Annotated in this window: 24 protein-coding genes; 15 read left to right on the top strand and 9 right to left on the bottom strand. The window is 57.6% G+C overall.

Translation table 11 applies throughout. The features are described 5' to 3' along the window. Nucleotides 1–12: 12 nt before the first annotated feature. From BTJ39_RS12395 to BTJ39_RS12385, 3 genes are read left to right on the top strand one after another with little or no spacing between them, the layout of a single operon-like run. A complete protein-coding gene (locus tag BTJ39_RS12395) occupies nucleotides 13–777 on the top strand; it encodes an acetoacetate decarboxylase family protein (RefSeq protein WP_078003013.1) in 765 nt (254 codons plus the stop codon). A 17-nt stretch (nucleotides 778–794) separates the two neighbouring features. Next, on the top strand, nucleotides 795–1,544 hold the full coding sequence (locus BTJ39_RS12390; protein ID WP_198412947.1) for an SDR family NAD(P)-dependent oxidoreductase: 750 nt from the start codon (nucleotides 795–797) through the stop codon (nucleotides 1,542–1,544). A 25-nt stretch (nucleotides 1,545–1,569) separates the two neighbouring features. Further along, nucleotides 1,570–2,880 (top strand): MFS transporter, encoded by a 1,311-nt coding sequence (locus BTJ39_RS12385; protein WP_078003011.1) that lies wholly within the window; start codon nucleotides 1,570–1,572, stop codon nucleotides 2,878–2,880. Between the two features lie 860 nt (nucleotides 2,881–3,740). On the opposite strand, the gene BTJ39_RS12380 is transcribed toward BTJ39_RS12385, so the two are convergent. Then, a complete protein-coding gene (locus BTJ39_RS12380) occupies nucleotides 3,741–4,388 on the bottom strand; it encodes a DUF1028 domain-containing protein (RefSeq protein ID WP_078003010.1) in 648 nt (215 codons plus the stop codon). Between the two features lie 96 nt (nucleotides 4,389–4,484). On the opposite strand from BTJ39_RS12380, the gene BTJ39_RS12375 reads away from it, so the two are divergent. From BTJ39_RS12375 to BTJ39_RS12355, 5 genes are read left to right on the top strand one after another with little or no spacing between them, the layout of a single operon-like run. Further along, a complete protein-coding gene (locus tag BTJ39_RS12375; protein ID WP_422386036.1) occupies nucleotides 4,485–6,098 on the top strand; it encodes an ABC transporter substrate-binding protein in 1,614 nt (537 codons plus the stop codon). A gap of 20 nt (nucleotides 6,099–6,118) precedes the next feature. Then, nucleotides 6,119–7,066, top strand: a complete 948-nt coding sequence (locus tag BTJ39_RS12370; RefSeq protein WP_078003009.1) for an ABC transporter permease — start codon at nucleotides 6,119–6,121, stop codon at nucleotides 7,064–7,066. Next, nucleotides 7,063–8,850 carry a dipeptide/oligopeptide/nickel ABC transporter permease/ATP-binding protein gene (locus BTJ39_RS12365; protein WP_078003008.1) on the top strand — a complete coding sequence of 596 codons (1,788 nt, stop codon included), beginning with the start codon at nucleotides 7,063–7,065 and terminating at the stop codon, nucleotides 8,848–8,850. Before BTJ39_RS12370 ends, BTJ39_RS12365 begins: the two co-directional genes overlap by 4 nt. Further along, nucleotides 8,847–9,626, top strand: coding sequence for an ABC transporter ATP-binding protein (locus BTJ39_RS12360; RefSeq protein WP_078003007.1), 780 nt, complete (start codon nucleotides 8,847–8,849; stop codon nucleotides 9,624–9,626). The genes BTJ39_RS12365 and BTJ39_RS12360 overlap by 4 nt, the downstream gene beginning before the upstream one ends. Nucleotides 9,627–9,639: 13 nt before the next feature. Continuing rightward, the gene (locus BTJ39_RS12355) at nucleotides 9,640–10,413 is read left to right on the top strand and encodes a FadR/GntR family transcriptional regulator (RefSeq protein ID WP_078003006.1); all 774 of its coding nucleotides are present in this window, start codon (nucleotides 9,640–9,642) and stop codon (nucleotides 10,411–10,413) included. 8 nt (nucleotides 10,414–10,421) lie between these two features. Here the strand turns inward: BTJ39_RS12355 and BTJ39_RS12350 are convergent, their stop codons facing one another. From BTJ39_RS12350 to BTJ39_RS12315, 8 genes are all read right to left on the bottom strand, one after another. Continuing rightward, complete coding sequence (locus BTJ39_RS12350) at nucleotides 10,422–11,168, bottom strand: sulfurtransferase (RefSeq protein ID WP_078003005.1); 747 nt, start codon at nucleotides 11,166–11,168, stop codon at nucleotides 10,422–10,424. Between the two features lie 9 nt (nucleotides 11,169–11,177). After that, nucleotides 11,178–12,608, bottom strand: coding sequence for an MFS transporter (locus BTJ39_RS12345; RefSeq protein WP_078003004.1), 1,431 nt, complete (start codon nucleotides 12,606–12,608; stop codon nucleotides 11,178–11,180). Continuing rightward, nucleotides 12,605–13,396, bottom strand: coding sequence for an ABC transporter ATP-binding protein (locus tag BTJ39_RS12340; RefSeq protein WP_176110311.1), 792 nt, complete (start codon nucleotides 13,394–13,396; stop codon nucleotides 12,605–12,607). Before BTJ39_RS12340 ends, BTJ39_RS12345 begins: the two co-directional genes overlap by 4 nt. Beyond that, nucleotides 13,386–14,219: an ABC transporter permease gene (locus tag BTJ39_RS12335; protein WP_139356344.1), complete on the bottom strand. Its 834-nt coding sequence runs from the start codon at nucleotides 14,217–14,219 to the stop codon at nucleotides 13,386–13,388. The genes BTJ39_RS12340 and BTJ39_RS12335 overlap by 11 nt, the downstream gene beginning before the upstream one ends. A 14-nt stretch (nucleotides 14,220–14,233) precedes the next feature. Beyond that, nucleotides 14,234–15,250 (bottom strand): ABC transporter substrate-binding protein, encoded by a 1,017-nt coding sequence (locus tag BTJ39_RS12330; protein WP_176110309.1) that lies wholly within the window; start codon nucleotides 15,248–15,250, stop codon nucleotides 14,234–14,236. 13 nt (nucleotides 15,251–15,263) lie between these two features. Then, a complete protein-coding gene (locus BTJ39_RS12325; protein ID WP_078003000.1) occupies nucleotides 15,264–16,184 on the bottom strand; it encodes a TauD/TfdA dioxygenase family protein in 921 nt (306 codons plus the stop codon). Nucleotides 16,185–16,428: 244 nt separating this feature from the next. Continuing rightward, nucleotides 16,429–16,812, bottom strand: coding sequence for an ArsR/SmtB family transcription factor (locus BTJ39_RS12320; protein WP_078002999.1), 384 nt, complete (start codon nucleotides 16,810–16,812; stop codon nucleotides 16,429–16,431). After that, a complete protein-coding gene (locus BTJ39_RS12315) occupies nucleotides 16,812–17,498 on the bottom strand; it encodes a peroxiredoxin (protein ID WP_078002998.1) in 687 nt (228 codons plus the stop codon). Before BTJ39_RS12315 ends, BTJ39_RS12320 begins: the two co-directional genes overlap by 1 nt. A gap of 581 nt (nucleotides 17,499–18,079) precedes the next feature. Between BTJ39_RS12315 and BTJ39_RS12310 the strand changes: the two genes are divergently transcribed. The 7 genes from BTJ39_RS12310 (at nucleotide 18,080) to BTJ39_RS12280 (ending at nucleotide 24,544) form a co-directional block, all read left to right on the top strand. Then, nucleotides 18,080–18,703, top strand: coding sequence for an ATP-dependent Clp protease proteolytic subunit (locus BTJ39_RS12310; protein WP_078002997.1), 624 nt, complete (start codon nucleotides 18,080–18,082; stop codon nucleotides 18,701–18,703). Between the two features lie 35 nt (nucleotides 18,704–18,738). Next, nucleotides 18,739–19,056 (top strand): ArsR/SmtB family transcription factor, encoded by a 318-nt coding sequence (locus BTJ39_RS12305; protein ID WP_241825907.1) that lies wholly within the window; start codon nucleotides 18,739–18,741, stop codon nucleotides 19,054–19,056. Beyond that, nucleotides 19,053–19,400 (top strand): SRPBCC family protein, encoded by a 348-nt coding sequence (locus tag BTJ39_RS12300; protein ID WP_078002996.1) that lies wholly within the window; start codon nucleotides 19,053–19,055, stop codon nucleotides 19,398–19,400. The genes BTJ39_RS12305 and BTJ39_RS12300 overlap by 4 nt, the downstream gene beginning before the upstream one ends. 414 nt (nucleotides 19,401–19,814) lie before the next feature. Beyond that, the gene (locus BTJ39_RS12295; RefSeq protein ID WP_078002995.1) at nucleotides 19,815–21,158 is read left to right on the top strand and encodes an MFS transporter; all 1,344 of its coding nucleotides are present in this window, start codon (nucleotides 19,815–19,817) and stop codon (nucleotides 21,156–21,158) included. A 61-nt stretch (nucleotides 21,159–21,219) separates the two neighbouring features. Continuing rightward, entirely contained in the window at nucleotides 21,220–21,891 is a 672-nt protein-coding gene (locus BTJ39_RS12290; protein ID WP_176110307.1) for a GntR family transcriptional regulator, read from the top strand. Between the two features lie 87 nt (nucleotides 21,892–21,978). Further along, nucleotides 21,979–22,878: a dihydrodipicolinate synthase family protein gene (locus BTJ39_RS12285; protein ID WP_078002993.1), complete on the top strand. Its 900-nt coding sequence runs from the start codon at nucleotides 21,979–21,981 to the stop codon at nucleotides 22,876–22,878. A gap of 136 nt (nucleotides 22,879–23,014) precedes the next feature. After that, on the top strand, nucleotides 23,015–24,544 hold the full coding sequence (locus BTJ39_RS12280) for an aldehyde dehydrogenase (NADP(+)) (protein WP_078002992.1): 1,530 nt from the start codon (nucleotides 23,015–23,017) through the stop codon (nucleotides 24,542–24,544). Nucleotides 24,545–25,354 lie beyond the last annotated feature (810 nt).

Genomic DNA, 25,354 nt, shown 5'->3' with positions numbered 1-25,354 from the left:
AGGAAATTATTTATGTTTGGTGATTATAAAATGCATGCCGACAGCGGCGTTAACCCACCCTACTCACCCGCCTATCCGCTGGAATGGGAATGCCCGCTGCGCACGCTGGAAGTGATAACCCGCGTTGATAGCGACAAAGTAAAAGCCCTGCTCAGCGATACGCCCTTTGAACTGGTTAACGACCGGGCTGCCTTCCGCTTTATGCTGTCGCCGGGCCATACGCTGGCGGTTCACAGCGGCGAGATGTTTGACCTGATGGTGACCGTCGCCGTGCGCTATCAGTCATTGCTCACTCAAACGCATATCTTTATGTATTGCAGCGATCCGATGGGAATCTGTGCCGGACGCGAACTGTTCGGCTACACCAAAAAAGACACGCACTACGCTTTTAACGAAACGGCAGACGGTAAAATCAGCGGCTGGGTGCGCCGACGTGGCGTGCCGCTGGCTGATTTCAGCTTCACCCCGGATCCCTCGGCGCCGCTGGTGCAACTCACCGATGAGCAACAGCAGCCGGGCGGTGAGATTCACGTACGCCGCTTGCCGCACCCGGAAAAACCGGGCACTGCCTATGCCGACGTGGTCTATCGTCACACGCCGCTAAGTTATTCCGCGCCGGTGCGCGGCCATATCGACTGGCAGCTTCATGCCAGCCCGTTCGATCCTATCGCCGCGCTGCAGCCGCAGGTGCTCAGTGCGCACTTTATGACCTCTGACGTCTACGGCGGCGGCTTTGCGGTGGAAGACCGTCGCCTGCTGGCCCGTCTGACCCCCTGAGACAGGAGAACGCCATCGTGAATAACCCTGTAGCCATCATTACCGGCGCCGGCGGCGGCATCGGCTGCGCCATCGCGCTGACGCTGGCGCGTAAAGGCTGGCGGCTGGTGTTAGCCGATCGGTCGCAGGCCACGCTGGAAAACTGTCGTCGCCAGTGCGCAGCGCTTAGTACGCCGCTGCACTGCGTGCCAGGCGATATCAGCCGCGAGGAGGACGTTGCCGCGCTGATCGACGCGGCGAACAGCAAATTTGGCGGCTGTCAGGGCTTTGTCAGCAACGCCGGCGCCGCCGGAGCGGTGGCCGCCATTGAAGACTATCCGTCAGCAGCTTTTCATCAGCTAATGGCGGTCAACGTCCTCGGCGCCTTTTTCTGCCTCAAATATGCGCTGCCGCTGCTGCGACAGTCCGGCGGTAGCTTCGTCGCCATCGCATCGACCTCGGCGATACGCGGACGCGCCAATATGTCTGGCTATGTCGCCAGCAAACATGCGCTGCTGGGACTGGTCAGAAGCAGCGCGCTGGAATGCGTCGGCAGCAACGTGCGGGTAAACGCCGTGCTGCCCGGCCCGACGCAGACGGCAATGATTGAAGAGATTAACCAAAAGGCAGCACAGCGCGTGCCCGGAGGCGGCATAACCCGGGCGCTGGCCGCGCCTTATGGTCAGCCGCAGGACGTCGCAAATACGGTGGCCTTTTTACTGGCGGACGAATCCCGCCATATGAACGGCGCCGCGTTGGTCACCGACGCGGGCTCCACGTTGGCCTGAACTTCCCCAGCACAAAGGACATACCATGAACTCAAAAGCCATCACGGCGCAGCAGGCGCCGCGCATAACCGCGCAGCATAAACGGGCGCTTGTCGCCGCCTGTATCGGCAATTTTATTGAGTATTTTGACTTTGTGATTTACGGCTACTTCGCATCGGTTATCGCCCGCCTGTTTTTCCCGGCCGGCAGCGAGGCGGCCAGCCTGCTGCTCACCTTTGCGGTGTTCGCTATCAGCTACGCGTCACGCCCGCTCGGCGGTATTATCTTTGGTCACCTTGGCGACCGCTATGGCCGCAAAACGCCGCTGGCGATCGCTATCATGCTGATCGCCGCATCAACCACGCTGATTGGCTTAATGCCGACCTACCAATCGATCGGCATTGCCGCCCCGGTTATTCTGACGCTGGCGCGGCTGGTACAGGGCATTTCGGTTGGCGGCGAATATGGCGGCGCAACGTCATTTATTTCTGAATATGCCCCGGCCAACCGGCGCGGCCTGTACACCGGCTGGCAGACCTTTACTATCGGCCTGGCGCTGCTGGTAGGCGGCGCAGTGGCTTCTCTGCTGACCGCCATGCTCACGCCGGAGGATTTGCATAGCTGGGGCTGGCGCCTGCCTTTCCTTGCCGGACTGCCGCTGGGCTTTGTCGGGCTTTATCTGCGGCTGAAGCTGGAGGAAACGCCCCATTTTGCCGAAGTACAGAAAACTGCCGACGTGGCGCCCGCACCGCTACTGGCAGGATTACGTCAGGAATGGCGGACGGTACTGATCGGTATGGGCCTGATCGCCGCCCCGTCGGCCTGTATCTATATTTACTTTATCTATTCGCCCACCTACCTGTCGGTGGTGCGAGGTATGACGCTGGCTGATGCCCAGCGCGCAAATCTCTACAGCCTGATGTTTTATTGCTGCCTGCTGCCCGGCTTTGCCTGGCTAAGCGACGTGGTCGGACGCCGTCCGCTGATGATAATCAGCAGCCTGGCGATCGCGCTGGTTACCTACCCGGCGTTTCATTTACTCGGCGCCGGTAATTTCAATCACACGGTGCTGGGCCTGTGTCTGATGAGTCTGGCCTTTGCGCCGCATTCCGCAGCGGCCCTGTGCGCCATGGCGGAGATCATGCCGACCCGGCTGCGCTATACCTGCTTATCGGTGAGCTTAAATATCCCGGTAACCCTGCTGGGCGGCACGGCGCCGTTTATCGCCACCTGGCTGGTAAGCAGCACCGGCGATCTGCAATCCCCGGCCTGGTTTGTGACTGCCGCAGCAGCAGCCAGCCTCGCAGCAGCGCTGGCCTATCGGGAAACCCTACACTCCGGCCTGCGTCAGCATTAAGAGAATTGCTTTGCTAACCGGAATAGTCATCTAAGGTGGAGAAATCAGCAATACTGGCCCGGTATTGCTGTAAGCCCGGAGAACAGGTCGCAGAGGTACGGTTGCTTTTCGCACCGGAACAAGCACATCCGTGTGGCCTGGCGCACGGCCATCCCTGGCCGCGAGCCTGCTGAAATCAGCCGGGCCTTCTCCTCCCCCGCAAGCTTCTTCATCGCTTTAAGTAAAAAGCGAAAAGCAGGTCTGCGCCGGACTGAATGCCGGCAACCTCACCTTAGCTTTTAAGCAGAAGATAATCACTGTCGTCAAAAACCCGCACCAACGCCTTCATTGATTAAAACAGATGCCGCCTTCAGCAAATCTATGCCCACGGTGCTATCGATTAAAAACCGGATGCCGCTTCCCGCAAACCTGCATAAACAGGCTTTTCTGCGCCGAGCGAATGAAGCCCGCCAGGGTGAGCCGCAGGGAGGCGGCGACAGTGAGCGCTGCGTCGGGAACGCATCGCGAACGGCCCGTCAGGCGGGCTACATGCGTGAGGGTAGGACGCAGCCACGCAGAAACTGCCGGAAGTCCGGGGTCAAGGGGCCATGACGTTTGATGGCCCCTTACCGGTCGCCCGCAGCGGCGGGCAAATAAGCCACCTGCCGTACAGGCGAACGGAACAACCCACCATCGGTGAAATAAACACCCGCCGTACAGGCGGACGGAACAACCCACCATCGGTGAAATAAACACCCGCCGCACCGGCGAACGGAACAGCCCACCGAAGGTAAAAAAAACCGGGCTGGCAGGGAGGGGAAAAAACACCCAAAGACCGGGCTAAAAAGGGCCGTGACGCCAGACGGCCCATTCCCCCAAAACTAAATGCATCCCTTTGGCAAGGCAGCAAAAAATTCACGGTGCGGCGAGCTGCGCGTCTGGTGCAGAATCTCCGCCAGCGCGCTCAGCGGCGCATCCGACCAGTCGGCGCGCAGATCCAACGTGGCGTATTCGCGGTCGAGCCAGATTTTTAGCGCCGCCGAGTGCAGGCCGCGCCGGTCGCCGCCCGCTGCGGCACCGGCGTTCATTGCCGCCAGCAGGCGATCGGCAAATGGCAGCCGGGCGCTATTCTGGTATTCACGCTGCATCTCGCAGAGCGTGGCCTCACCGGCCAGCAGATTGCCGCCGATCGCGCCGCCGTCAATCGACTGGCTGGCGGCATATTCCCCGCACAGCTTGCCGTTCCAACGGGCAACGCCGCCGCTCCGATCGACGATAATCAGCTGACGCTGCTCAGCGTTGCTGTCTTCATCCAGCAGTTTTTCCAATGTCTGCACCGCCGTCATTCCCTGACGCAGGTAGCGTAATCCATACACGCCGTACAGCGGGTTCGTCATCGCCTGGGTAGCAATAGCGCCCACGTTGGCCGCACCATGTATCACCAGCGCGCCCACCGCCGGTCCTGCGGTGGCGCTGGCCACGCCCAGCGCGCCAGTCTGCGCGTCACGTGCGACGATTGAAAATGTCATAGTCACTCCAGTGTGCGTCAGATTAAATTTATATGCATAAATTATTGCAATCATCGGTATTTATACGCATAAATAAAAAACAGGACAACGAGTTTCATGACATCTGATGCTGATGAGGCCGCCATGCTGCATATGCGAAAAAGAGCGCGATCGATCACTTTTGCCCTGCCTTTAAGCCTGCTGCTGGCACTATCTGGCCTGCCGGACGCTCAGGCGGCAACTCCAAAAGATGCCCTGCTGATAGGCCAGGTTGCCGAGCCGCAATCGCTGGACCCACAGGTGGCTACCGCCGCTAACGATTCACGCATTCTGGTCAATCTCTATGATGGTCTGGTGCGCAACGGCGCCGGCAAGCTTAATATCGAACCGGCGCTGGCTACCCGCTGGGAGATTAGCGATGACGGACTGACATATCGCTTTCATCTGCGGCAGAACGTGCGCTTTCAGGACGGTACGCCGTTTAACGCCGAAGCAGCAAAGTTTACCTTTCAGCGCATGCTGGATGAAAAGAATCCCTGGCATAACACCGGCCCGTTTCCTCTCGCCTTCTTCTTTTCAGCAATCAACAATATAGAAACGCCGGATGCGTACACGCTGGTGTTTCATCTAAAAGAACCCTTTGCGCCGCTGCTATCAAACCTTGCTACGCCAACCGGGCTGATCGTTTCCCCCACGGCGGTAAAAAAGTACGGCAAAGACTTTGGTCGGCATCCGGTCGGAACCGGGGCCTTCAGGTTTAGTGAATGGCAGGCTAACCAGCGGGTAGTGGTCCACGCCAACGCCGACTACTGGGAAGGCAAACCAGCCGTGAATACCGTCGTGTTCCGGCCGATCGTTGATGGCAATACCCGCGTGGCGGAGATGCTCTCCGGCGGTATTGACGCGATGGTGGAAGTCCCGCCGGACACGGTGAAATTATTTGCTAAGCACAGCAAACGTTTCCGTTTATATCAAACCGTTGGCCCACACGTCTGGTATGTGATGCTCAACGCCCACGTGCCGCCCTTCAACGATCTCCGGGTGCGCCAGGCGGTAAACTACGCGGTGAATAAACAATCGCTGGTGGATAACGTATTGCAGGGCTCGGCGGGAGTGGCTGACGGTCCGATTCCCGGTGCCTTTAGCTGGGCAGCCAATCCGCACGTCAAACCTTACCCCTACGATCCGGATAAGGCGCGAGCGCTGCTGAAGGCCGCCGGCGCTGAAGGTGCCACCGTGACGTTTTACGTTACCGAAGGCGGTTCCGGCATGCTGGACCCGGTGCCGATGGCAACGGCGATCCAGGCCGACCTGAAAGCGGTCGGGCTGAAGGTCAACATTGAGACCTACGAATGGAATACCTATCTGTCAAAGGTCAACGCCGGGCTGGACGATCACACCCACATGGCGGAAATGGCGTGGATGACCAACGATCCCGATACCCTGCCATTTTTAACGCTGCGTAGCGATGCCTGGCCGCAAAAAGGCGGGTTTAATTCCGGTTACTACCGTAATCCGCAGGTCGATGCGCTGCTGGAAAAAGCGCGCCTGACCACCGATAACGCCGTGCGCGGCCAGCTTTATCGCCAGGTGCAGCAGATAGTGCATGACGACGCGCCCTGGCTGTTCGTCGCCAACTGGCAGCAGAATGCCGTCACCTCGACGCGCATCCAGCACTTTTCCCTGCAGCCTAACTTCAATTTGTTACTCAATCGGGTGACGAAACAGTAACGTCGAAGGGGAGCCTGACTATGTGGCAATACTTGCTAAAACGCGTTCTGGCGATGGTGCCGATCTTAATAGGTCTGTCGCTGATTGTGTTTCTGATTATGGCAATGATCCCCGGCAATCCGGCCCAGGCGCTGCTCGGCGCCTGGGCAACGCCGGAGAACGTCGCCCGCATTACCCGCCAGCTGGGGCTGGATAAGCCCTTGTATCAGCAATATCTGATCTGGGTTAGCAATATGCTGCACGGCGACTTCGGCCGCTCATACGTGCTCAACCGCCCGGTAATTGATGAAGTTTTACAGCGCCTGTCGGCCACGCTGATCCTCGGCGGCACGGCGCTGCTGCTTAGCACGCTGCTGGGCTTGCTGGCCGGTATCGCTTCAGCGCTGCGCCAGTTCGGCTGGGGCGATCGGCTGATTACTCTGTGCGTACTGGTCGGCATATCGCTGCCGTCCTTCTGGATTGGGCTGCTGATGATCATGCTGTTTGCCGTACAACTCCAGTGGTTTCCCGCTTCCGGCATGTTCGCCATCTGGGGCGGCGGCGACTGGCTGGATTTGCTGCACCATCTGGCGCTGCCGGCCATTACCCTGGCGATGGTCGCCACCGGGGTGATCGCCCGCCTGACCCGCACCGCGATGCTTGAGGTGCTGCGTCAGGATTTTATCCGTACCGCGCGGGCGAAAGGACTGAGCGAATCCCGCGTGGTTTATCGCCATGCCTTTCGCATGGCGCTGGTAGCGGTCATTCCGGTAATTGGTATTCAGGCGGGCTTCGTGCTCGGCGGCGCGGTTTACATTGAGACGGTATTTCAGTGGCCGGGACTGGGCGCGATGCTGGTTAAGGCGGTGTCAACGCGCGACCTGCTGCTGGTGCAGGGCGGCGTGCTGGTCGCCGCTGTGGTTTATGTACTGATCAACCTGTGCGCCGATATTTTGCAGGCGCTACTCGATCCGAGGTTAAAATCATGAGCCAGATACAGCCCGCGCCGGGCGGGCGCCACCGCCCTTCTCTCCATTCGCTGCTGCTGGCTAACCGGCTGGCAACCCTCGGCTTGATTATTCTGCTACTCACGTTGCTGACCGCGCTGTGCGCACCGCTACTGCCGCTGGCCGATCCTGACGCCACTAATCTGTTACAGCGCCTGCTGCCGCCGCTGTCGCCCGGTCATCTGCTCGGCACCGATCCGCTAGGACGCGATGTGCTGTCCCGGCTGATATGGGGCACCCGCGTTTCGCTGGCGCTCGGCATCAGCGCCACGCTGCTGGCGGCCCTGTTCGGCACCGTAATCGGGCTGCTGGCAGGCTATATTGGCGGCAAAACCGATAGCCTGCTGATGCGGCTTATCGACATGCTGATGGCCTTTCCCTATATTCTGCTGGCGCTGGCAATTGTTGCGGTGCTGGGGCCGGGGCTGCTCAACGCGCTGTATGCCATCGCGCTGGTCAATATTCCTTTTTTTGCCCGTAATATCCGCGGCCTGACCGTCGGTCTGCGCCAGCGCGATTTTGTGCAGGCGGCACGTCTTTCCGGTAAAAATCACCTGCAAACGCTGCTGGGAGAGGTGTTACCGAACCTGATGCCGGTGATCGTAGTCACCATGTCCACCACTATCGGCTGGATGATCCTGGAAACCGCCGGCCTCTCTTTTCTCGGCCTTGGCACCCAGCCGCCGGATGCTGATTTAGGTTCCATGCTTGGCCAGGGTCGCGCGCAGATGTTCAGCGCCCCCCACGTTGCGCTGGTGCCCGGTCTGATGATTTTCCTGCTGGTAATGAGCTTTAACCTGCTGGGCGACGGCATCCGCGATTTGCTCGACCCGCGCCTGCGCGCCGGGGTGTTGCAGCGCGCTCAGCCGGTGACCAGCCTTAGCCGTCAGAGTATTCCCGCCGCCAGCGGCGACGCCCTGCTGGAGGTGGTTGACCTTAGCGTGAGCTTTCGTGCCGGCAACCAGCTACAGCAGGCGGTAAAAGGCATCAGCTTCCATCTGCAACGCGGCGAATGCCTCGGCCTGATTGGCGAAAGCGGCTCTGGCAAAAGCGTCACCGCATTATCGCTTATGGGGCTACTGGCTTCGCCGCCGGGTGAAATAAGCGGCGGCGCTGTCTACGTCGATGGCGAAGAGATGCTGTCGCTGCCGGCCATCGAGCTGCAGCACCGCCGCGGCGCCCGGGTGGCGTATATCTTTCAGGATCCGCTGACCACCCTGCATCCGCAGATGCGTATTGGCACGCAAATCACCGAAGCTCTTCAGGCCCATCAGCCGCTGTCAGGCCGTGAGGCGCGACAAAAAGCCCTGGCGTTGCTGGAAGATGTCGGCATACATGAATCCCGCGAGCGCTTCCATGCCTGGCCGCACCAGCTGTCGGGCGGTCAACGTCAGCGCGTGGGCATTGCCATGGCGCTGGCCAACGATCCGCAGATTATTATTGCCGATGAACCAACCACCGCGCTGGACGTCACCGTGCAGGCGCGGATGCTGGAACTGTTACAAAAGCTGCGTCGCGAACGCGGCATGACGCTGCTGTTTATTACCCACGACTTTGGCGTGATTGCCCAGATCTGCGACCGGGTGGCGGTCATGCGCCAGGGCGAAATTGTCGAAAGCGGCGACACGCAAACCGTGCTGAGTCAGCCTCAACATCCCTATACCCAACGGCTGATCGCCAGCGTACCAAGGCCGGGCCAGGGGCGGGAATTTTTAGCGCAGGTGGCGGCCCTCTATCCGGCAATAACTTCGCAGGAGAGCCAATGAGCAACCTTATTGAAGTAGAAAATCTCAGCAAAACCTTTGGTCATCCTGCGCGCTGGTTTAACCCGACGGCGCACCAGGTGCGGGCGGTAAAAAACATCTCTTTGCAGCTTGCCGCTGGCGAAACTTTGGCGGTGGTTGGCGAAAGCGGATCGGGCAAAAGCACCCTCGCCCGGATGCTGGTTGGTCTGGAAACGCCCAGCGCCGGCACCATCAGGCTGATGGGTAAAACCCTGGCAGCGCACCGCAGCGCCGGATCGTTTGGCCGCCTGATTCAGTATGTCTTTCAGGATCCGCTCGCTTCACTTAATCCACGTAAAACTATTGCTGCAACCCTCGCCGTACCGCTGAAATTACTGTGCGGCTACAGCGCGGCACAGCGCAAAAAACGCATGCTGGAACTGATGGAGGCGGTGCAGATGCCCGCTGATGCCCTTTCTGGCTACCCGCACGAATTCTCCGGCGGCCAGGCCCAGCGGCTGGCATTAGCGCGTGCTCTGGCGGCTGAGGCGCGCATTCTGGTGCTGGATGAGCCGGTCAGCGCCCTCGACGTTTCCGTGCAGGCGCAGGTGCTGCTGCTGCTGGAACAGCTCAAGCAGCAGTTTGACCTCGCCTATCTGTTTATCAGCCACGATTTAGCGGTTGTGGAATCGATTGCCGATCGCGTGGCGGTGATGTATCAAGGGGAGCTGGTAGAATGCGCCGACAGCGCCACGCTGTTTGGTTATCCTGAGCATCGCTACACGCAGAGTTTACTGGCCAGCGCGCCACGGCTGTGAGGATAGAAAGTTTATGAGTCATAACACCCCGGCAACGCCCGAACTGCTGCGCCGTAAGCGCACTGACGAAATCGTCGATGCGATTAAAGAGAGCATTATTCGCGACAATATGTTACCAGGCGACCGCCTGCCGCAGGAAAAGGATCTGGCGGCCCATTACGCCGCGGGAAAAGGTACGGTGCGCGAAGCGCTGAAATCGCTGGAGGTGCAGGGGCTGATCCGCACCCGAACCGGCCCCGGCGGCGGTGCCTTTATCGAATCAATGACCGAAACCCGCGCCATGACGCTGCTATCGAACTATCTGTTCACCCGCCAGCTGTCGATCGGCAATATCTATGGGCTGCGCCGGGCGCTGGAGCCGCTGGCGGCGGTCAGCGCCATCGCCAATATTGATGAGGCGGGCTTTGACCGGCTTAACCAGCTTATTGCCGTTTACGACCATCCACCTGCCGATGATGAGGAGCGCTGGGCGCAGCGCATGGCTGAGCTGGATTTTCACGGCGTGGTAGCCAGCTACGCCGACAACGTACTGCTGGCATTTCTCTGCCACTTTTTACAGCGACTGCTGAAAGATTTAGCGGTGTGCAAAGATATCTATCAGCGCCCTGAGCCGGTTGACCGCCGCCTTGGCATCGACTTCCAGCGACGCCTGATCGCCGCCCTGCGCCAGAAGGACGCCGCACAGGTCGGGGAAATTATGCGTCAGCACATGGCCCATGCCGAACAGGCGATGCTGGCGCTGGAGGCGACGCTGGAAGAACGCTTTTTAAGCGACAACCGCAGCTAATACGCCAACTATGCTTGCCTGGCGCTCCAGGCGCTCCACGAGCCAACGTATAGCGTCGGATCAATGTCCAGATCCTGCAACGCCGCCGCCAGCCAGGCGGCGGCATTACCGGAACCACAATAAATCACCAGCGGGCGATCGCGTTGTTTCAGGTTAAATTCATCCACCAATCCCTTACGCTGCGAGTAAGGCAGTAACTTCCCTTCTGCATCCTGTAGTAACGCCATGGGAATATTAATCGCGCCGGGCAAATGCGCAGGCGCGCTACCGTCGCCGTCAAAAGCGCTTGTGCCGCGCGCATCCACCAGCAGAAAGCCTTGCGGATTTTGACCAATCTCTTCGCTAGTAATTGACTGAAAGCTACCGTGTGAAGTGAATACCGTCGGCTCCGCAGCGGCAGCTTCCGGATTGCCACTTTTCAGGCCGCCGTCGAGAATAGCCACGCGATGATGGCCGGCCCAGTTGAGTACCCACCAGGCCCTGGCTGCGCTGCTACCGTTGCCGGCGTCATAAACAACCACGTCAGTCTGGCTATCAATGCCCTCTTGCGCCAGCCAGGCCCGGACCGCAGCGCGCTCCGGCAACGGCAGGCGGCCACGATCGCCACCGCCCTCTCCGGCATAGTGACGGGCAATCCAGGTCGGTAGCGAGTTTGGCAGCAGGTTATCCGGCAAGCTGGCTTCCGTGCTGACGTATATCAGCCTGGCTGCCGCAGGTATCCGGCTTATAAAGGGCGATGTCGCGCTTGATGACATAGATTCTCCTCACTTTTTAGTTTTGCTTAACAGCAGGCTGTCACCCACCGCAGCGGGCATGCGAATACACATAGCGGCGCTGACCAGCGCCAGCAGCGCCAACAGCAGCCAGGTCCACAGCAGGCTGCCCTGAATGCTTTGTGCCACATGGGCAGTAAAAAAACGCAGCAGCAGCGCGGCCAGCGCGACGCCGAGGGCGGTAGTCAGATTCTGAATCGACAAAAAGAAGCTGGTCGCCGCTGCCAGACGCGGTTTTTCCACCTCGGCATACGCCAGGGTACCGAAAGCATTCATCTGCAACGAGCGCGCCCAGCCGAAGCCGAACAGTGCCAGCACATAAACCACCATGACGTCCTGCGGGTGCAATACGCCGGCCAGCGCCAGGCAAATGCCCGCCAGCATGCCGTGCAGCGCCAGACCATTGCGATAGCCAAGCTTACGCAGCAGCCGGGTGCTGAAAAATTTCATGCTTAGCCCACCCGCTGCCGGAATTAGCACCACCATTCCGGCATACAGTGGGCTGTAGCCATAGCCTTTTTGCAGCGTGACAGGCAGCAGAAACGGCAGACCGCCGACCGCAATGCGAAACACCGAACCACTGAGCATAGAGGCGCGAAAGCTGTGGAGTTCCAGCATTGAAAGATTTAATACTGGCGATGTAATCCGCGCAGCGTGCCAGCGGTAACCCAGCAGCAGCAGCACGCCCGCCGCGAGAGCAAGACCGACCGTCCAGGACGGTTCCTGCGCCTCACCAAGCGTAATCAGTCCATAAATCAGGCAGGTAAAACCCAGCCCGGTCAACAACGATCCGCTTTTATCCAGCCTAATCTGGCGATCGCCTGCGGTGGCCGGTAAAAAGCGCCATATTAGCGCCAGGGTAAACAAACATAGCGGCACGTTCACCCAGAATATCCAGCGCCAGTCCAGCCAGGTGACAATGACGCCCCCAAGGAATGGCCCGATTACCGGCGCAATCATCGCCAACAAAATCACCAGCGCCATGGCCTCAACCAGCTCGTGTCTGGCCGCCGAACGCAACACGATCAGCCGCCCGACCGGCGCCATAAGCGCGCCGGACAGCCCCTGAATAAAGCGCAGTACAATCAGCGACTGCGCATCGCGGGCAAAGCCGCAGGCGGCTGAAACCAGCATAAAAGCAGCAATCGCGAGGGTAAAAAGCGCTTTATCGCCATAGCGTTCTGCCAGCTTACCGCTCACCGGAATTAGCACAGTTAACCCCAGCAGGTAGGCGGTGATGGTCGCACTCAGGGTGATAACATCACTACCAAGGGTATGGGCCATTTGCGGCAAGGCGGGCGCCACGATAGATGAGTCGAGCTGCTCAATAAAAAAAACCGCCGAGATTATCCAGGCTACGCGCCGGGTGGCCGGCGAGAGAGGCCCGACTGCCGCTTTCGGTGAAGAAGCGGAGGGGGTCATCCTACCTCCTCCAGCACGGCATTTTCGCTATTACCGGCAATTAAACTGCGCAGAGATTGCTTCACTTTCGCGTGCTCAGCCGTCGAGTCTTGCCACTGCGCGCGGGAAAAAATGCCGGCTACCTTACCAGGACGTTGCAACACCAGAATACGATCGGCTACCTCCAGCGCTTCATCCAACGAGTGAGTAATCTGATAAACGGTCTGCCCACGCGCGCGCGAAATTCGTTTAAAATCGTGGCGCAGCGCGCCGGCGGTAACCTCATCAAGATGGCCGAAGGCTTCGTCAGCGATCAAAATATCCGGTTGGGTAATCAGCGCGCGCGCAAAAGCCACGCGCTGACGCATGCCGCCTGATAACTGGTGCGGAAAAGCCTGTTCATAGCCCGCCAGCCCCACTCTGGCGAGCAACTCCGCCGCACTATCCCGGACAGAACTATTGCAGCTGCGTAAAATCTCCATCGGCATTAACACGTTATCAATGGCGCTGCGCCATGGCAGCAGCCTGTCGCTTTGAAATACGCAGCCAATTCGCCCACGCAGCCGCTGAAAATCCCGGTAAGGATCGACGCCCAGCACCCGCACGCTACCGGATGAGGCGGGCAATAAGCCTAGCAGCAGGCTAACACTGGTCGATTTACCGCAGCCGGTCCTCCCGACCACGCAAATATGCTCACCGGCGCTGATGGCGAAACTCAGGTCGGCAATGGCGGCTACGCTTTCGCGGGCGCCCTGGCGTGAAAAGTGGCGCGAAACCCGGGAGAAACTAATGGCTGATTCAGTTGACATTGTCGCCCACCCCATCGCCGGAGCGATAAAAAAGATAGTGACGCTCAGCCAGGCTGATTAGCGCATTGCTGACAATCACAAACAAAACCAGCACCGCGGTCCAGACAATGGTTTGATCCATGCGAAACATCTCCTGAGAGACCCGAAGTTCATGACCGATGCCACTGATGCCACCAAGCAGCTCGGCCATTATGGTGACGCGCGTGGCATTGCCGATATTGATGCGCCATCCCGTCAGCAGCGCGGGCAACACTGCCGGCCACCATAAAATACGCGCCTTTTGCCACGGCGTTGGGCGCAGTGAATGCACCAGTTCAACCCAGTCGCGAGGAATGCTGCGCAGCGCGTCGCGCGACTGATAGAAAAAGGTTGGCAGAGCAGATGTCACCACGACGAAAGCGATCCGCGCCTCGCTGTCAGCAAACCAGATAATCGCAAACAGCACCCAGCACAGCGCCGGAATCCCTTGCTTTAGTTCAATAAGCGGCAGCAAAAAGCGCTCAATATGTCTGTTCCAGGCCGCCAGCAGCCCCAGCAGTGAGGCGATAACAAAAGACCCGGCGAGATAAAACAAAATGCGTGCGTAGGTGGTTCCGACTGAAGCCCAGCCCTCCTGAGTGGAAAGCAGAGCGACTATATTGGTGAATATCTGCGTTAACGAAGGAAAAAACATCGGCGTCGAATAACGCGAAGCCCACACCCACGCGCCGAGCAGAATGGCGATAGCCAGAGAGCCTTCCCACGGGAGGCGACGCGGATTATTTCGCTTCGCTCGCTGTCGGAAAGTCCCTGCCTTTATTATTTGATTCGATAGATTGCTCACAGGACCTCGCTCCGTTAACGACTAACGTCAAAATCAGGCACCAAAGTATTCAGCTCATCGTCCGTCAGCGGGCGGGGCAGCAGTTGCGCCTCTGGCAATAGTTTTTGCGTCAGCAGCGCGATGGTGTTGCGATGCGACGCCAGCGGCTCGATGTGGATTAAGTCACGATAGCGACGCAGCACCTGCACCATGGTCGGCACGTCAAGCTTTGCATCATGCGCAACCAGCTTTGCCGCCGCCTCGGGCTGCGCGGCAATATAGGCGGCAGCTTCACGGTTTGCGGCATAGAATCGGCGGGCCAGGTCCTGGTTTTCCGGTTGGGCTAACCATCCGGTTGCTACGCCAGTGGTCACCTGAGGAACAAAATCGGTGCCGGAAACCTTTTTCCACAGCGCCTGGTTGAACACAGCGATGGTATGCAGCTGCCCCTGGCTTTGCTGCACCGCTGCCGCCCCTTCAATCGGGTTTACCAACAGCGCGTCGACGCGGTTAAGCTGCAGCTCCGCCAGAAACGCCGCGCCGCGCACGCTGGAAGATTTCACGGTGATTTTATTCATATCCAATCCCTGCTGCTCAAAGAACCATTTCGACAGCGCCCAACCGCCTGAGATAGTGTCGGTAAGCAGGGTTTTCCCCTGTAAATCCGCCAGGGTTTTGATTGCCGGATCTTTAACCACAATATCCGACTCAAAATTGAATACGTTCCACAACAGGGCAATATTCGCGCCCTGCTGCTTAAAGCGGGAAACGGCTGGCACGGCAGCGCAATAGCAAAATGAATCTTTGCCGGTGGCAAAATCGGTATAGGCGACGTTAGAAGGCTTTGGCGTAACGTTGAGCTTAAAACCGTTTTTCTTATCCAGCTCCAGATGCTGTATAAGCGCAGGGATCCAGATACTTTGCGAAGGTGCGGCAAATACGGTGATGTTTAATTGCGGTAACGTCCCGGCCTTAGCGCCTGCGGTGAAAAACAGCAGCATCAGCACTGCGATAAAAGCACTGCGCCCCGTCGGGTTAAATTGGTTCATCATGATTACCCGCCACTCAGTCGATAACCGCGCGGTGCAGCACGCGTTCCTGGCCGCCATAGTTAAAGACGCCGCGATGGTGAACAATCCGGTTATCCCAGATCAGCGTGGCGCCGTCCTGCCAGTAATACTGGGCGAGCACTTCCGGCGAACGTAAGTATTCAAAAACGATATGCAGAACGTGGTCGCTGACGATACGCGGCAGTCCAAGGACCCGCTGCGCATATAGCTCACAGGGGAACAGCTGTTTGGCGCCGGTTTCAGGATGAATACGCACCAGCGGCGCCTGCAAAGGCGGCGTTTTCTGGCGCGCCTCAAACAACAGTTCAGGCTGGGGGTAGGACATGGAAATAAGCCCCATCTGGTCGCCATTATTAATCAGGCTGAGCGTATCCAGCCAGGCGGCTAATTTAGCGTCCAGCAGACGATAGGCAGCGGTAGCATCAGTAAAAATAGTCTCACCGCCGAACCCGGGCGCTTTTAGCGCATGCAACGCAGTGAGCTTTTGCGGCTCTGGCCGATAGGCCTGGTCAATATGCCAGATGTAATTGGTACGCGTTTTTTTGCGCGAAGAGTCTATCGCATTGAGCTCTCCCGCCCCGGTACGCGGCGCCTGAGGATTGCCAGCAAAGCGCGGTGTGCCAAATAATTGGGAAAAATATTCAAAGGTATGGCTATTCACCGAGCCGGGTACAAATGATAAAAAACCATATTTAAGCAATGACCGGTAGAGAAACTTTCGCACCGGCTCTGCAACCTCCTTGCCCTCCCGCAGCTGAAAACCGTCGACAATACCACCTGCCACCGGCGTAAATGGCCGGATAGTGATATCGGCAAAAGTTTCTGGCTGATGACGAAACGTTTCCGGATCGAGAACGGCCGGTTGATGAAACTCCGGGTCAAGCGGCTGGTGCAGATGAATAAGGTCAGAACTCATTGAGAATACCCATTTTATGATGAACTACGGACACATTCATAATATTGAATGTATATTTAGCTCAGATTGAATAAGTAATCTCACGCTACAGGCAAAGGTAAAAAAATATAAATATATATTAGTGTCATCTTAATGCGTTTATCGTCTTTAGCGCACTGACCTCTGAGATAATAAATTGATGCCTGCGTATTCAGCTGTATCAACTCAGGTTTCGCGCCGGAGGTTTTTTATTGCCGCAATTAGTTCAGGTCTGATCGGAATATTTCAAGGTAGCAAATACCAGTTCGTCGCCGGGGCGCGATGCGTTTGCGCTCTTAGCCGGCGTGACGACGCTATGCTCACTGCTGCTTTGCGCCTGCAGCGCTGCAAGGGCCGACAGTAAGCGCGCAGGCAAGCCATCGCTCACCGCATAGGTAACCGACTTTGCTTCGCGCGTGGCGAAGAGCATTCCCGCTTCGCGCAGCACGGCCAAATGCTGTGAAATTGTCGGCTGACGAATATTGAGCTGCGCCTCCAGCATTGATACCGTTTGCGGCTGCTGGTGCAGCAGCAAAGCGATATGCAGCCGTACGGGATGACCGAGCAATCGAAGCAGCATGGCGACGTTGTTGCCGCGGGTTTCTGCCATTATTCCTTCTCCTTTACAGGCGCGGCACTCGCACAGGTTTTGTAATACCATTCCAGCGCGCTGGCATCTTCCCGGCGCTGACGCACCCCTTCCACCGTGCGCGGAGGCGGTATGATTGCATCATCGCCCGCCTGCCATTCCGCTGGCGTATAGAGAGGGAATTCATAGCTAAGTTTTATGGCTTCAAGCTGGCGCAGCTGTTCCGCCACGGAACGCCCGGTTGAAATTGGATACCAGTTAATTGCCTGAATGATGCCCTGCGGATCGATAAGAAAGCTTCCGCGAACGGTGCCGGATGAATGTGAATTGCGCGGCAGCATACCAAAGGCGCGCGCCACCACCATGGAGGGATCTTCAATCAGCGGGAAGGAGATATCGACGTTAAAATTCACCTTGATGCTGTTAAGCCATGCCAGATGGGCGTAAAGTCCATCGACCGACAGCGCCAGTAGCTGGCAGTTTAGCGCCTCAAATCTCCCGGCATTACGGGCAAATGCTACCAGCTCGCTGGTGCATACCGGCGTAAAATCCGCTGGATGCGAAAATAATAATACCCAGCGACCGCGAAAGTCACTGAGGTTAATATCACCCTGCGTTGATCGGGCGGAAAAATCGGGCGCCTCATCATATAAAAAAGGCGAACGGCCATAATCTGATGATAAGTCATTTTTTTCTGAACGATACATAAGCAATTTTCCTGACATTCAATATATTGAATATTTCACAAATATGCGCAGCAGTCACCGTCAGGGTTTATATGTATTTCAGAATAATAAAGCCACTTTCATCAAATAGCGATTTTCAAATCAAAAAAAGATAGCGACTGTACGCTTCGTCACAATAATCCCGAAGATGTCGCCTTACTTAATTTAAAAAAAATGCACCGGCGCTAAGAACACCACCCTTGGAATAAATGACTATAAAACGCGCCTCAAACTAAAATAACAAAGCTCTTCTTATTTGTGCAGCGGATTAAAACTGCCAGATGCAATAATTAAAATCATCCGCTCATGCAACTGCTCCGCCTTTAACGCAAACCACCAGCCACCTGTAGCCTTCGCCTGAGCGCGCGCCAGGCTGCTGGCTAACATCGCGGACTTGCTGAATACATAAGTGTGTGCTTATATAATTAATGCAGGCAGATACGCCGCCGCCGATGAAAATCCCGCACTGACCCGGAGACGTCGCGCGGCCTTCGCCTGCTGTACGTATCCAGTCCGCAATGCGCCGGGCTACGCATTGATAGCAGCCAACGCCGGGAGTTTTTATGTTCTACAACAACAACGACAGGGAGGAGACGGAGAAATTTGTCCCTCAGAATCCCCTGCTTACGGATAGCCTTCTCAAAGCCCGAAAAATTTTTATTACCGGCACCGTTGAGGAGAAGATGGCGAAGGAAGCAGTGCAGCAGCTACACATTCTGGCCGCCATCAGTGATGAGCCAATCTCTGTTTTTGTTAACTCACCCGGTGGGCACGTTGAATCCGGCGACATGATCTTTGATGCCATCCGCTTTATCAGGCCAGAGGTTATCGTGGTAGGAACCGGCAGCGTCGCCAGCGCCGGCGCCCTGATTTACGCAGCGGCGAAAAAAGCCAATCGCTATGCCCTGCCGAATACCCGATTTCTGCTTCATCAGCCGGCGGGGGGGATGCAGGGGCCGGCCACTACTCTGGAAATCTATCGCGACGAGATAGTCAGGATGAAGAACCGACTGAACGCCATTTTTGCCGAGGCCACCGGACAAACGGTGGAAAAGATCGATGCCGATACTCAACGCGACTTCTGGATGAGCGCTGAACAGGCGGTGGCATATGGCCTGGTGGCAAAAATCATCGTTGCGGAAAGCGAAATCGTAAAGCCTGGCCAGCCGCGAAAGCGTACCGGCTGAGCGTTGCGCCCGACATAAGCGCCTGCTAATGTAAAATGATGAACGAAAACGCCATATTCAAAGCCCTGGCCGACCCCACTCGCCGGGCCATTTTTGACAAGCTGGTCAACGGCCGAATGAACGCCACCGCCCTGCGCGCGGGGATCGACATCAGCCAGCCAGCAATGTCTCAACACCTTGCCGTGCTGCGCGATGCCAGGCTGGTACGCGAGGCGCGTCAGGGTCGCTTCGTTAACTATGAGGTCGACCCGCAGGGACTTTCGCTGATGCTGAGCTGGCTGGCGAAATATCACGCGTTCTGGCCAGAGCGCATCAATGCACTCAATCATTTACTGAAGGACATGGACCAATGACCGACGTTGAAACTAAAAATGAGGCAACGGAACTTGTTCTCGAATATCGGCTGGATGCCGCACCGGAGAAAGTCTGGCGCGCAGTGACTATTGCCGAATACCGCCAACAGTGGCTGCCAGATGATACCCTGCATAGCCCTGAGCCAGTCTCATCCATCCCCGGAAAAGAAGTGCGCTATCGCATGAAGGAAGGTGAGGCGCCCTGGCCGGCAAGCGAAGTGCGTTTTACCATCGATGCAGACGGCGACGGCGGCACCATACTGACCATTAACCACCGTCCTCTGACGGAAAGCCAGCGTCTGCCGGCGGCAAACGACGATGCAGTGCTGATGATGGCGGCCTGATCATCGGCAGTGCATCAGTCAGTCGCCCGCATCCCTCAGGATGGCGGCATTCACCACGCTAACGCAGAGCTGCCGCAGGCCGTGGAAATCAGGGTGTTATACGACCACCGCGCGCGCACGCTGAAGAAGCCGGCAGCGCTAGCCAACAGCTGCCAGCGCGCTATCACTCTATCCATACGGCCAATCCCCTGATTAACCGCGTTCTGGCGCTTTTCTACGCGCCAACGTCGCGTTACTGGATATCAATTAAAAACAAGCCACCAAGTGATCATCAAGATCAATTTAAATCATAAAATCCAGTAAGTTAAATATACAAAATAGGATCAGATCACAGAATCTGTCGCTTTACATTGACGCAGATCAATACAACTAGGATATTAGATATCAAAACAACCAGACCCAGGGATCATAATTATGCAATCAGCAATAAACCCGCAGGTGAGCCGCACGGCGGCAATGGCGGCCCTGATTGGCACCGCCATCGAATGGTATGATTTTTTTATTTTCGGTACCGCATCAGCGCTGGTTTTTGGCAAACTCTTTTTCCCGCACGACACGCCGTGGGTCGGCATGCTCTCTTCTTTTGCCATCTTCAGCGCGGGATTTATTGCCCGACCGCTGGGGGGCTTTGTTTTTGGTCATTACGGCGATCGTATTGGCCGCAAAGCCACGCTGGTTACCACGCTGCTGCTAATGGGAGCGGCAACTACGCTTATCGGCCTGCTACCGACCGCCGCGCAAATCGGCGTCTGGGCGCCGGTATTACTGGCGATTTTGCGCCTGTTGCAGGGCTTCGCCGTCGGCGGCGAATGGGGCGGCTCGGTGCTGGTTTCCGTCGAGAACTCACCGCCTGAGCATCGCGGACGCTATGGCTCCTTTACCCAGATGGGCAACGGCGTCGGCGTGGCGCTTTCCACCACCGCATTTGCCCTTGCCTCGCTGCTGCCGGAGGAAAGCTTTATGTCATGGGGATGGCGCCTGCCTTTCCTGGCAAGCGCTATCCTGGTGGTGGTCGGGCTGTTGATGCGAATGAAAATGGAAGAAACGCCTGATTTTACCGAGCTGAAGCGCACCAACAGCCTGGCTGAGAAGCCGATCAAAGATGCTTTCACGCACAGTGCTAAGCCGATGCTGATCGTTGCCGGCCTGAAGTTTTCAGAAAGCGTGTTTGGCTTTATTGTGCTGGCGTTTCTGCTCTCTTATGCCGTGCAAAATACCGGCATGGATAAGTCGGTGGTTCTCTGGGCCAACGTGATAGGCGCCCTGCTCTCTATCGGCGTGTTCTATCTGTTTGGCGTGATATCCGACCGCGTTGGACGCCGACCAACCTTTATTTTTTCGTCGCTGGTGGTGATCGTTTCCGCTTTTCCGATGTTCTGGGTGATCCAAACCGGTATGCCGCTGTATGTGATTCCGTTTGTGGTGCTGATTTATAATCTGGGCCAGGGCGGCACTTACGGCGTTGAGCCGGCTTATTTCAGCGAGCTGTTTCCGGCCAGGCTACGCTATTCCGGCATTTCAATTTCTACCCAATTAGTCACCATAATCGCAGGCGGTATGGCGCCGACTATCGCTACCCTGCTACTGGCCGCCGGCAATGGAAATCCTTGGATGATTTCCGTATATTTGATGCTATCTGGCGCCATAACCCTGGTTACCGCGCTGATTGCACAGGAAACCGCTCCGCGCATTCTGGCAAAACATCGTTTTAATACCCGCCAGGCTGACGAACAGGCTGATTGCCATGCAACCGACTGATGCCTTTCAGCGACGCAGCGGCGGGCAGAAATCTGGATTCAGCTAAATGGAGAGCGCCATCGTGTCACGCAGACAGCCAGAAGTTATTTTACCCGATCGCCTGTCGCTGCAAATTTATCAGGTTATCCGGCACAAGATCGTCTATGGCGAACTCAGGCAGGGACAGCGCCTGTCTTTGCCGGATCTGGCACAGGAATTCGGCACCTCGCGTATGCCGTTACGGGAAGCGCTGATGCGCCTCGAAAATGACCGGCTGGTGGTTTCCAAACCGCGCTCCGGCACCTACGTTGCTGAAATTACCATTCAGGATATAGAGGAAATCTGCGGCATTCGCAAAGCAATTGAATGGTTTGCCACCGCCGAAGCCACCAAGCGCATGCCGCGCACCGTGATGCGCCGCCTGCTGGATGAAGTTAACGCGGCCGATGAGGCAATTAAGGAAGGAAACTATATGCCCTTCTTTGAATCCGACCTGAACTTGCACCGCAGCATCGTTGAATACAGCGGTAACTCACGCATGCTGAATATTCGCGACTCGATTGAGCCATACGTTGAATGGCTGCGCGTGGCGGGCGCCACCAGCACGACCAACACCAAAGGCGCTTCCGCAAGGCACCGACAGATCCTTGAAACGATGATCGCCGGCGATATTGAAGGCGCCAGCAAGCTGGCGGCGATCCACGTTGACGAAGTCTGCGCCTGGACGGTGATCGACTTCGATAAAATCAGCTAAGACTCCACGTCCCTGACCCGCAACGTCGGGGATTTTTTGACGCCGCAAACTGATATATTAGATATCTGATATTAAAAAGGAGCATCCATGAAAGCATTTAATCCCAAAGGTATCATTGCCACCGTCGTCACGCCGTTTAACGAGGCTGGCGAGATTGCAGAAGATAAACTGCGCACCGAAGTAAGGTTCCTGCTGGGCGCCAGCATTACCGCTATCTGCGCCTGCGGCACTACCGGAGAAGGCAACACTCTCAGCGCGGAAGAGAGCGCACGCGTTTGCCGCATCGTGGTGGACGAGGTGGCAGGCAAAATTCCGGTCATCGGCGGCATTATTCAGAACTCAACCTATCAGGTCATCCGCTACGGTAAACAGCTGAAAGAAGCCGGCGTCACGGCATTGCAGGTCACCCCGGTTCACTACCTGTGGACGCCGACCGATGAATCCACGGTGGAATACTATGAAACCATTGGCCGCGAAGTCGGCCTGCCGCTGATTATTTACAACGTGGTGCCCTGGGCGCTGATCCGCCCGGAGATCGTCTCGAAGCTGGCTGATATTCCTGAGGTGTGCGGCATTAAGCAATCCGGCGGCGACATTCATAAAATCGCCGATCTGGTGCTGAACGTTTCCGACCGCATTTCAGTGCTGGCAGCGGTGGATGACCTGCACTACCCGGCCTTTATGCTCGGCGCCCAGGGCGCGCTGGCGGCCATTCCGACGGTAACCCCTTACCTGAGCACCGCGCTGTGGGATGCCGTGCAATCCGGCGATCTCAAAAAGGCCAAAGCGCTGCATGAAACCATTCTGCCTATCTGGCGCGCTATCGATGGTCCTAACCAGCCTGCTACCATTAAAGAGGCGCTGCGCCTGCAGGGCCGTGACGGCGGCCTGCCGCGCAAACCGGTCAGCCCGGTAACGCCCGAGGTTTCCAAACGTATCGCCGCTGCGCTGGAGAAAGCGGGCATGTTGCATAAACAGCAGGCTTAATGGCCGATCATGACGCCCGCGCTGCGGGCGTCACAACGCCGAAACATAGCGAGGTAGACAATCAGCAGCGCACCGCCCTCACCAGAGGAATAACCCTGCGACCTGCTTTTTTATTTCATCAACCAGAAGGTATTTTATGACGCTTACCGGAGAGGTATTTATTGGCGCCGCCCGCCAGCGTGGCGGCGGGGACGCTTTCCCGGCGATCAACCCTGCGAGTAATACCGCACTGACGCCTGACTTCCATGACGCCAGCGCAGAGCAGGTTGATCGGGCCTGCGAGCTGGCGCGCCGGGCGGCACGGCCGTGGCGCGATGCAACGCCGGTGCAGCGTGCAGAGCTGCTGGAACGCATTGGCGATAATATTATGGCGCTCGGCGAGACGCTGATTCAGCGCGCCATGCAGGAAACCGCGCTGCCGCAGGCCAGGCTGGAAGGCGAACGCGCCCGCACCGTCGGACAGCTGCGCATGTTTGCCGCCATGCTGCGCAGCGGTGAATGGTTACAGCCGGTTATCGAACCCGCGCTGCCCGAACGTAAGCCGCTGCCGCGCCCCGACCTGCGTCAGCGCCAGATTGCGCTGGGCCCGGTCGCCGTTTTCGGCGCCAGCAATTTCCCCCTCGCCTTTTCCGTCGCCGGCGGTGATAGCGCCTCGGCGCTGGCGGCTGGCTGTCCGCTGGTGGTTAAAGCCCACCCGGCCCATCCCGGCACCAGCGAACTGGTCGCCTCGGCGGTGCAGGCTGCGGTGAAAACCCTCGGCCTGCCGGAAGGCGTCTTTTCAATGCTGCACGGTGCCAGCCATAAGGTTGGTGAACAACTGGTCAGCCATCCTGCCATTCAGGCGGTGGGTTTTACCGGTTCACGCGCCGGCGGCATGGCATTAATCAAGCGCGTACAAAGCCGTGAGATCCCGATTCCGATCTACGCTGAGATGAGCAGTATCAATCCGCTGATTATTTTACCGACGGCGCTGGCGCAGCACAGCGCGCAGCTGGCACAAAACTATGCCGATTCACTGACCCTCGGCGTCGGGCAATTTTGTACGAATCCCGGCCTTATTTTGCTGCCCGCAGGTGAAGCAGCGGATCTCTTCGCCAGTAATCTGGCGCAGGTGTTGCAAAGCAAAAGCGCCGGAACCATGCTGACCAAAGGGATTGCCAGCGCCTGTCGCGACGCCACTGAGCGCCTCGACAGCGCTAACGACGCTGAACGACTGGCATCCGGCGCTGCGGCCAGCGGCGCAAACCAGGCTGCGGCGGCCGTTTTCAAAACCGATGCCGCGAGCTTTATATCCTCCCGGTGGCTGCAACAGGAAATTTTCGGTCCGGTCGCGCTGCTGGTCAGCTGTCGCGACGTTGCAGAAATGCAGCAGATCGTTGATTCGCTGGAAGGCCAGCTAACGATTACCCTGCAGCTTGAGCAGCAAGACAACGCGCTTGCCAGCACGCTGCTGCCGTCGATTGAGGAAAAAGCGGGCAGGCTGCTGGTCAACGGTTATCCGACCGGGGTGGATGTCGGCCATGCCATGGTGCACGGCGGCCCCTGGCCGGCCACCAGCGACGTGCGTACCACCTCGGTCGGCGCCAGCGCTATCCTGCGTTTTGTACGCCCGATCTGCTATCAGGATTTCCCGGATGCCCTGCTGCCGCAGGAACTGCGCCGCTAGCGGATAACATAATGAGGGGGCGCTTGCCGGCCTTCTGTGACCTGAGTGCCAGGCTTGCAGCAATGAGGGGGATGCCGTTCGCACGGGCTATGGGTTGTTTATTTAACCTACGGTGGGCTGTTCCGTTCGCCGGTGTTCACCTCTGATGGGTTGTTCCGCTCGCCTCTACGGCCAGTGCCATCGCTGCCCGCCGCTGCGGGCGACCGGCAAGGGGCCATCAAACGTCATGGCCCCTTGACCCCGGACTTCCGGCAGTTTCTGCGTGGCTGCGCCCTTCCCTCACGCATGTAGCCCGCCGTACGGGCCGTTCGCGATGCGTTCCCGACGCAGCGCTTACTTTCGCCGCATCCCTGCGGCTCACCCTGGCGGACTTCATTCGTTCGGCGCAGAAAAGCCTGTTGGTACAGGTTTGTGGGAAACGGCATCCGTTTTTAATCGATAACGGCGTTGGGCGCAGGTTTGCTGAAAATGGCATTCGTTTTTTATTAAAAAGCAAAACCAGGTTGCGGGCATCCAGCCCGGCGCAGACCTGCTTTTATCTTTTCACTCAAAGCGATGAAGAGGTTTACGGGGGAGGAGAAGGCCCGGCTGCTTTCAGCAGGCTCGCGGCCAGGGATGGCCGGGCGCCAGGCCACACGGATGTGCTTGCGCCAGTGCGGAAAGCTGCCGGGCCTTTTGCAGCCGCAGCGGGTTGGTCGCATGTGGTTAACTTATACACATATAATTTATTTGTATAAGTTTTGCGCATCATTATTCCCTCAGCCAGGCTAAGCTTTTAGCTGGACTAACCATCAGCGATGCTGGCTGTCA

The sequence above is a fragment of the Izhakiella australiensis genome, from assembly GCF_002006995.1.
GTDB classification, from domain to species: Bacteria; Pseudomonadota; Gammaproteobacteria; order Enterobacterales; family Enterobacteriaceae; genus Izhakiella; species Izhakiella australiensis.
Note: the sequence above shows the minus strand (reverse complement) of the source record. Positions and strands in the feature narration are given on the sequence as shown.

Coding starts and splice junctions, on each gene's coding strand:
- BTJ39_RS12395 (WP_078003013.1), top strand. CDS start 13: ATGTTTGGTGATTATAAAATGCATGCCGACAGCGGCGTTAACCCACCC.
- BTJ39_RS12385 (WP_078003011.1), top strand. CDS start 1,570: ATGAACTCAAAAGCCATCACGGCGCAGCAGGCGCCGCGCATAACCGCG.
- BTJ39_RS12380 (WP_078003010.1), bottom strand. CDS start 4,388: ATGACATTTTCAATCGTCGCACGTGACGCGCAGACTGGCGCGCTGGGC.
- BTJ39_RS12375 (WP_422386036.1), top strand. CDS start 4,485: ATGACATCTGATGCTGATGAGGCCGCCATGCTGCATATGCGAAAAAGA.
- BTJ39_RS12370 (WP_078003009.1), top strand. CDS start 6,119: ATGTGGCAATACTTGCTAAAACGCGTTCTGGCGATGGTGCCGATCTTA.
- BTJ39_RS12365 (WP_078003008.1), top strand. CDS start 7,063: ATGAGCCAGATACAGCCCGCGCCGGGCGGGCGCCACCGCCCTTCTCTC.
- BTJ39_RS12360 (WP_078003007.1), top strand. CDS start 8,847: ATGAGCAACCTTATTGAAGTAGAAAATCTCAGCAAAACCTTTGGTCAT.
- BTJ39_RS12355 (WP_078003006.1), top strand. CDS start 9,640: ATGAGTCATAACACCCCGGCAACGCCCGAACTGCTGCGCCGTAAGCGC.
- BTJ39_RS12350 (WP_078003005.1), bottom strand. CDS start 11,168: ATGTCATCAAGCGCGACATCGCCCTTTATAAGCCGGATACCTGCGGCA.
- BTJ39_RS12345 (WP_078003004.1), bottom strand. CDS start 12,608: ATGACCCCCTCCGCTTCTTCACCGAAAGCGGCAGTCGGGCCTCTCTCG.
- BTJ39_RS12340 (WP_176110311.1), bottom strand. CDS start 13,396: ATGTCAACTGAATCAGCCATTAGTTTCTCCCGGGTTTCGCGCCACTTT.
- BTJ39_RS12330 (WP_176110309.1), bottom strand. CDS start 15,250: ATGATGAACCAATTTAACCCGACGGGGCGCAGTGCTTTTATCGCAGTG.
- BTJ39_RS12325 (WP_078003000.1), bottom strand. CDS start 16,184: ATGAGTTCTGACCTTATTCATCTGCACCAGCCGCTTGACCCGGAGTTT.
- BTJ39_RS12320 (WP_078002999.1), bottom strand. CDS start 16,812: ATGGCAGAAACCCGCGGCAACAACGTCGCCATGCTGCTTCGATTGCTC.
- BTJ39_RS12315 (WP_078002998.1), bottom strand. CDS start 17,498: ATGTATCGTTCAGAAAAAAATGACTTATCATCAGATTATGGCCGTTCG.
- BTJ39_RS12310 (WP_078002997.1), top strand. CDS start 18,080: ATGTTCTACAACAACAACGACAGGGAGGAGACGGAGAAATTTGTCCCT.
- BTJ39_RS12305 (WP_241825907.1), top strand. CDS start 18,739: ATGATGAACGAAAACGCCATATTCAAAGCCCTGGCCGACCCCACTCGC.
- BTJ39_RS12300 (WP_078002996.1), top strand. CDS start 19,053: ATGACCGACGTTGAAACTAAAAATGAGGCAACGGAACTTGTTCTCGAA.
- BTJ39_RS12295 (WP_078002995.1), top strand. CDS start 19,815: ATGCAATCAGCAATAAACCCGCAGGTGAGCCGCACGGCGGCAATGGCG.
- BTJ39_RS12285 (WP_078002993.1), top strand. CDS start 21,979: ATGAAAGCATTTAATCCCAAAGGTATCATTGCCACCGTCGTCACGCCG.
- BTJ39_RS12280 (WP_078002992.1), top strand. CDS start 23,015: ATGACGCTTACCGGAGAGGTATTTATTGGCGCCGCCCGCCAGCGTGGC.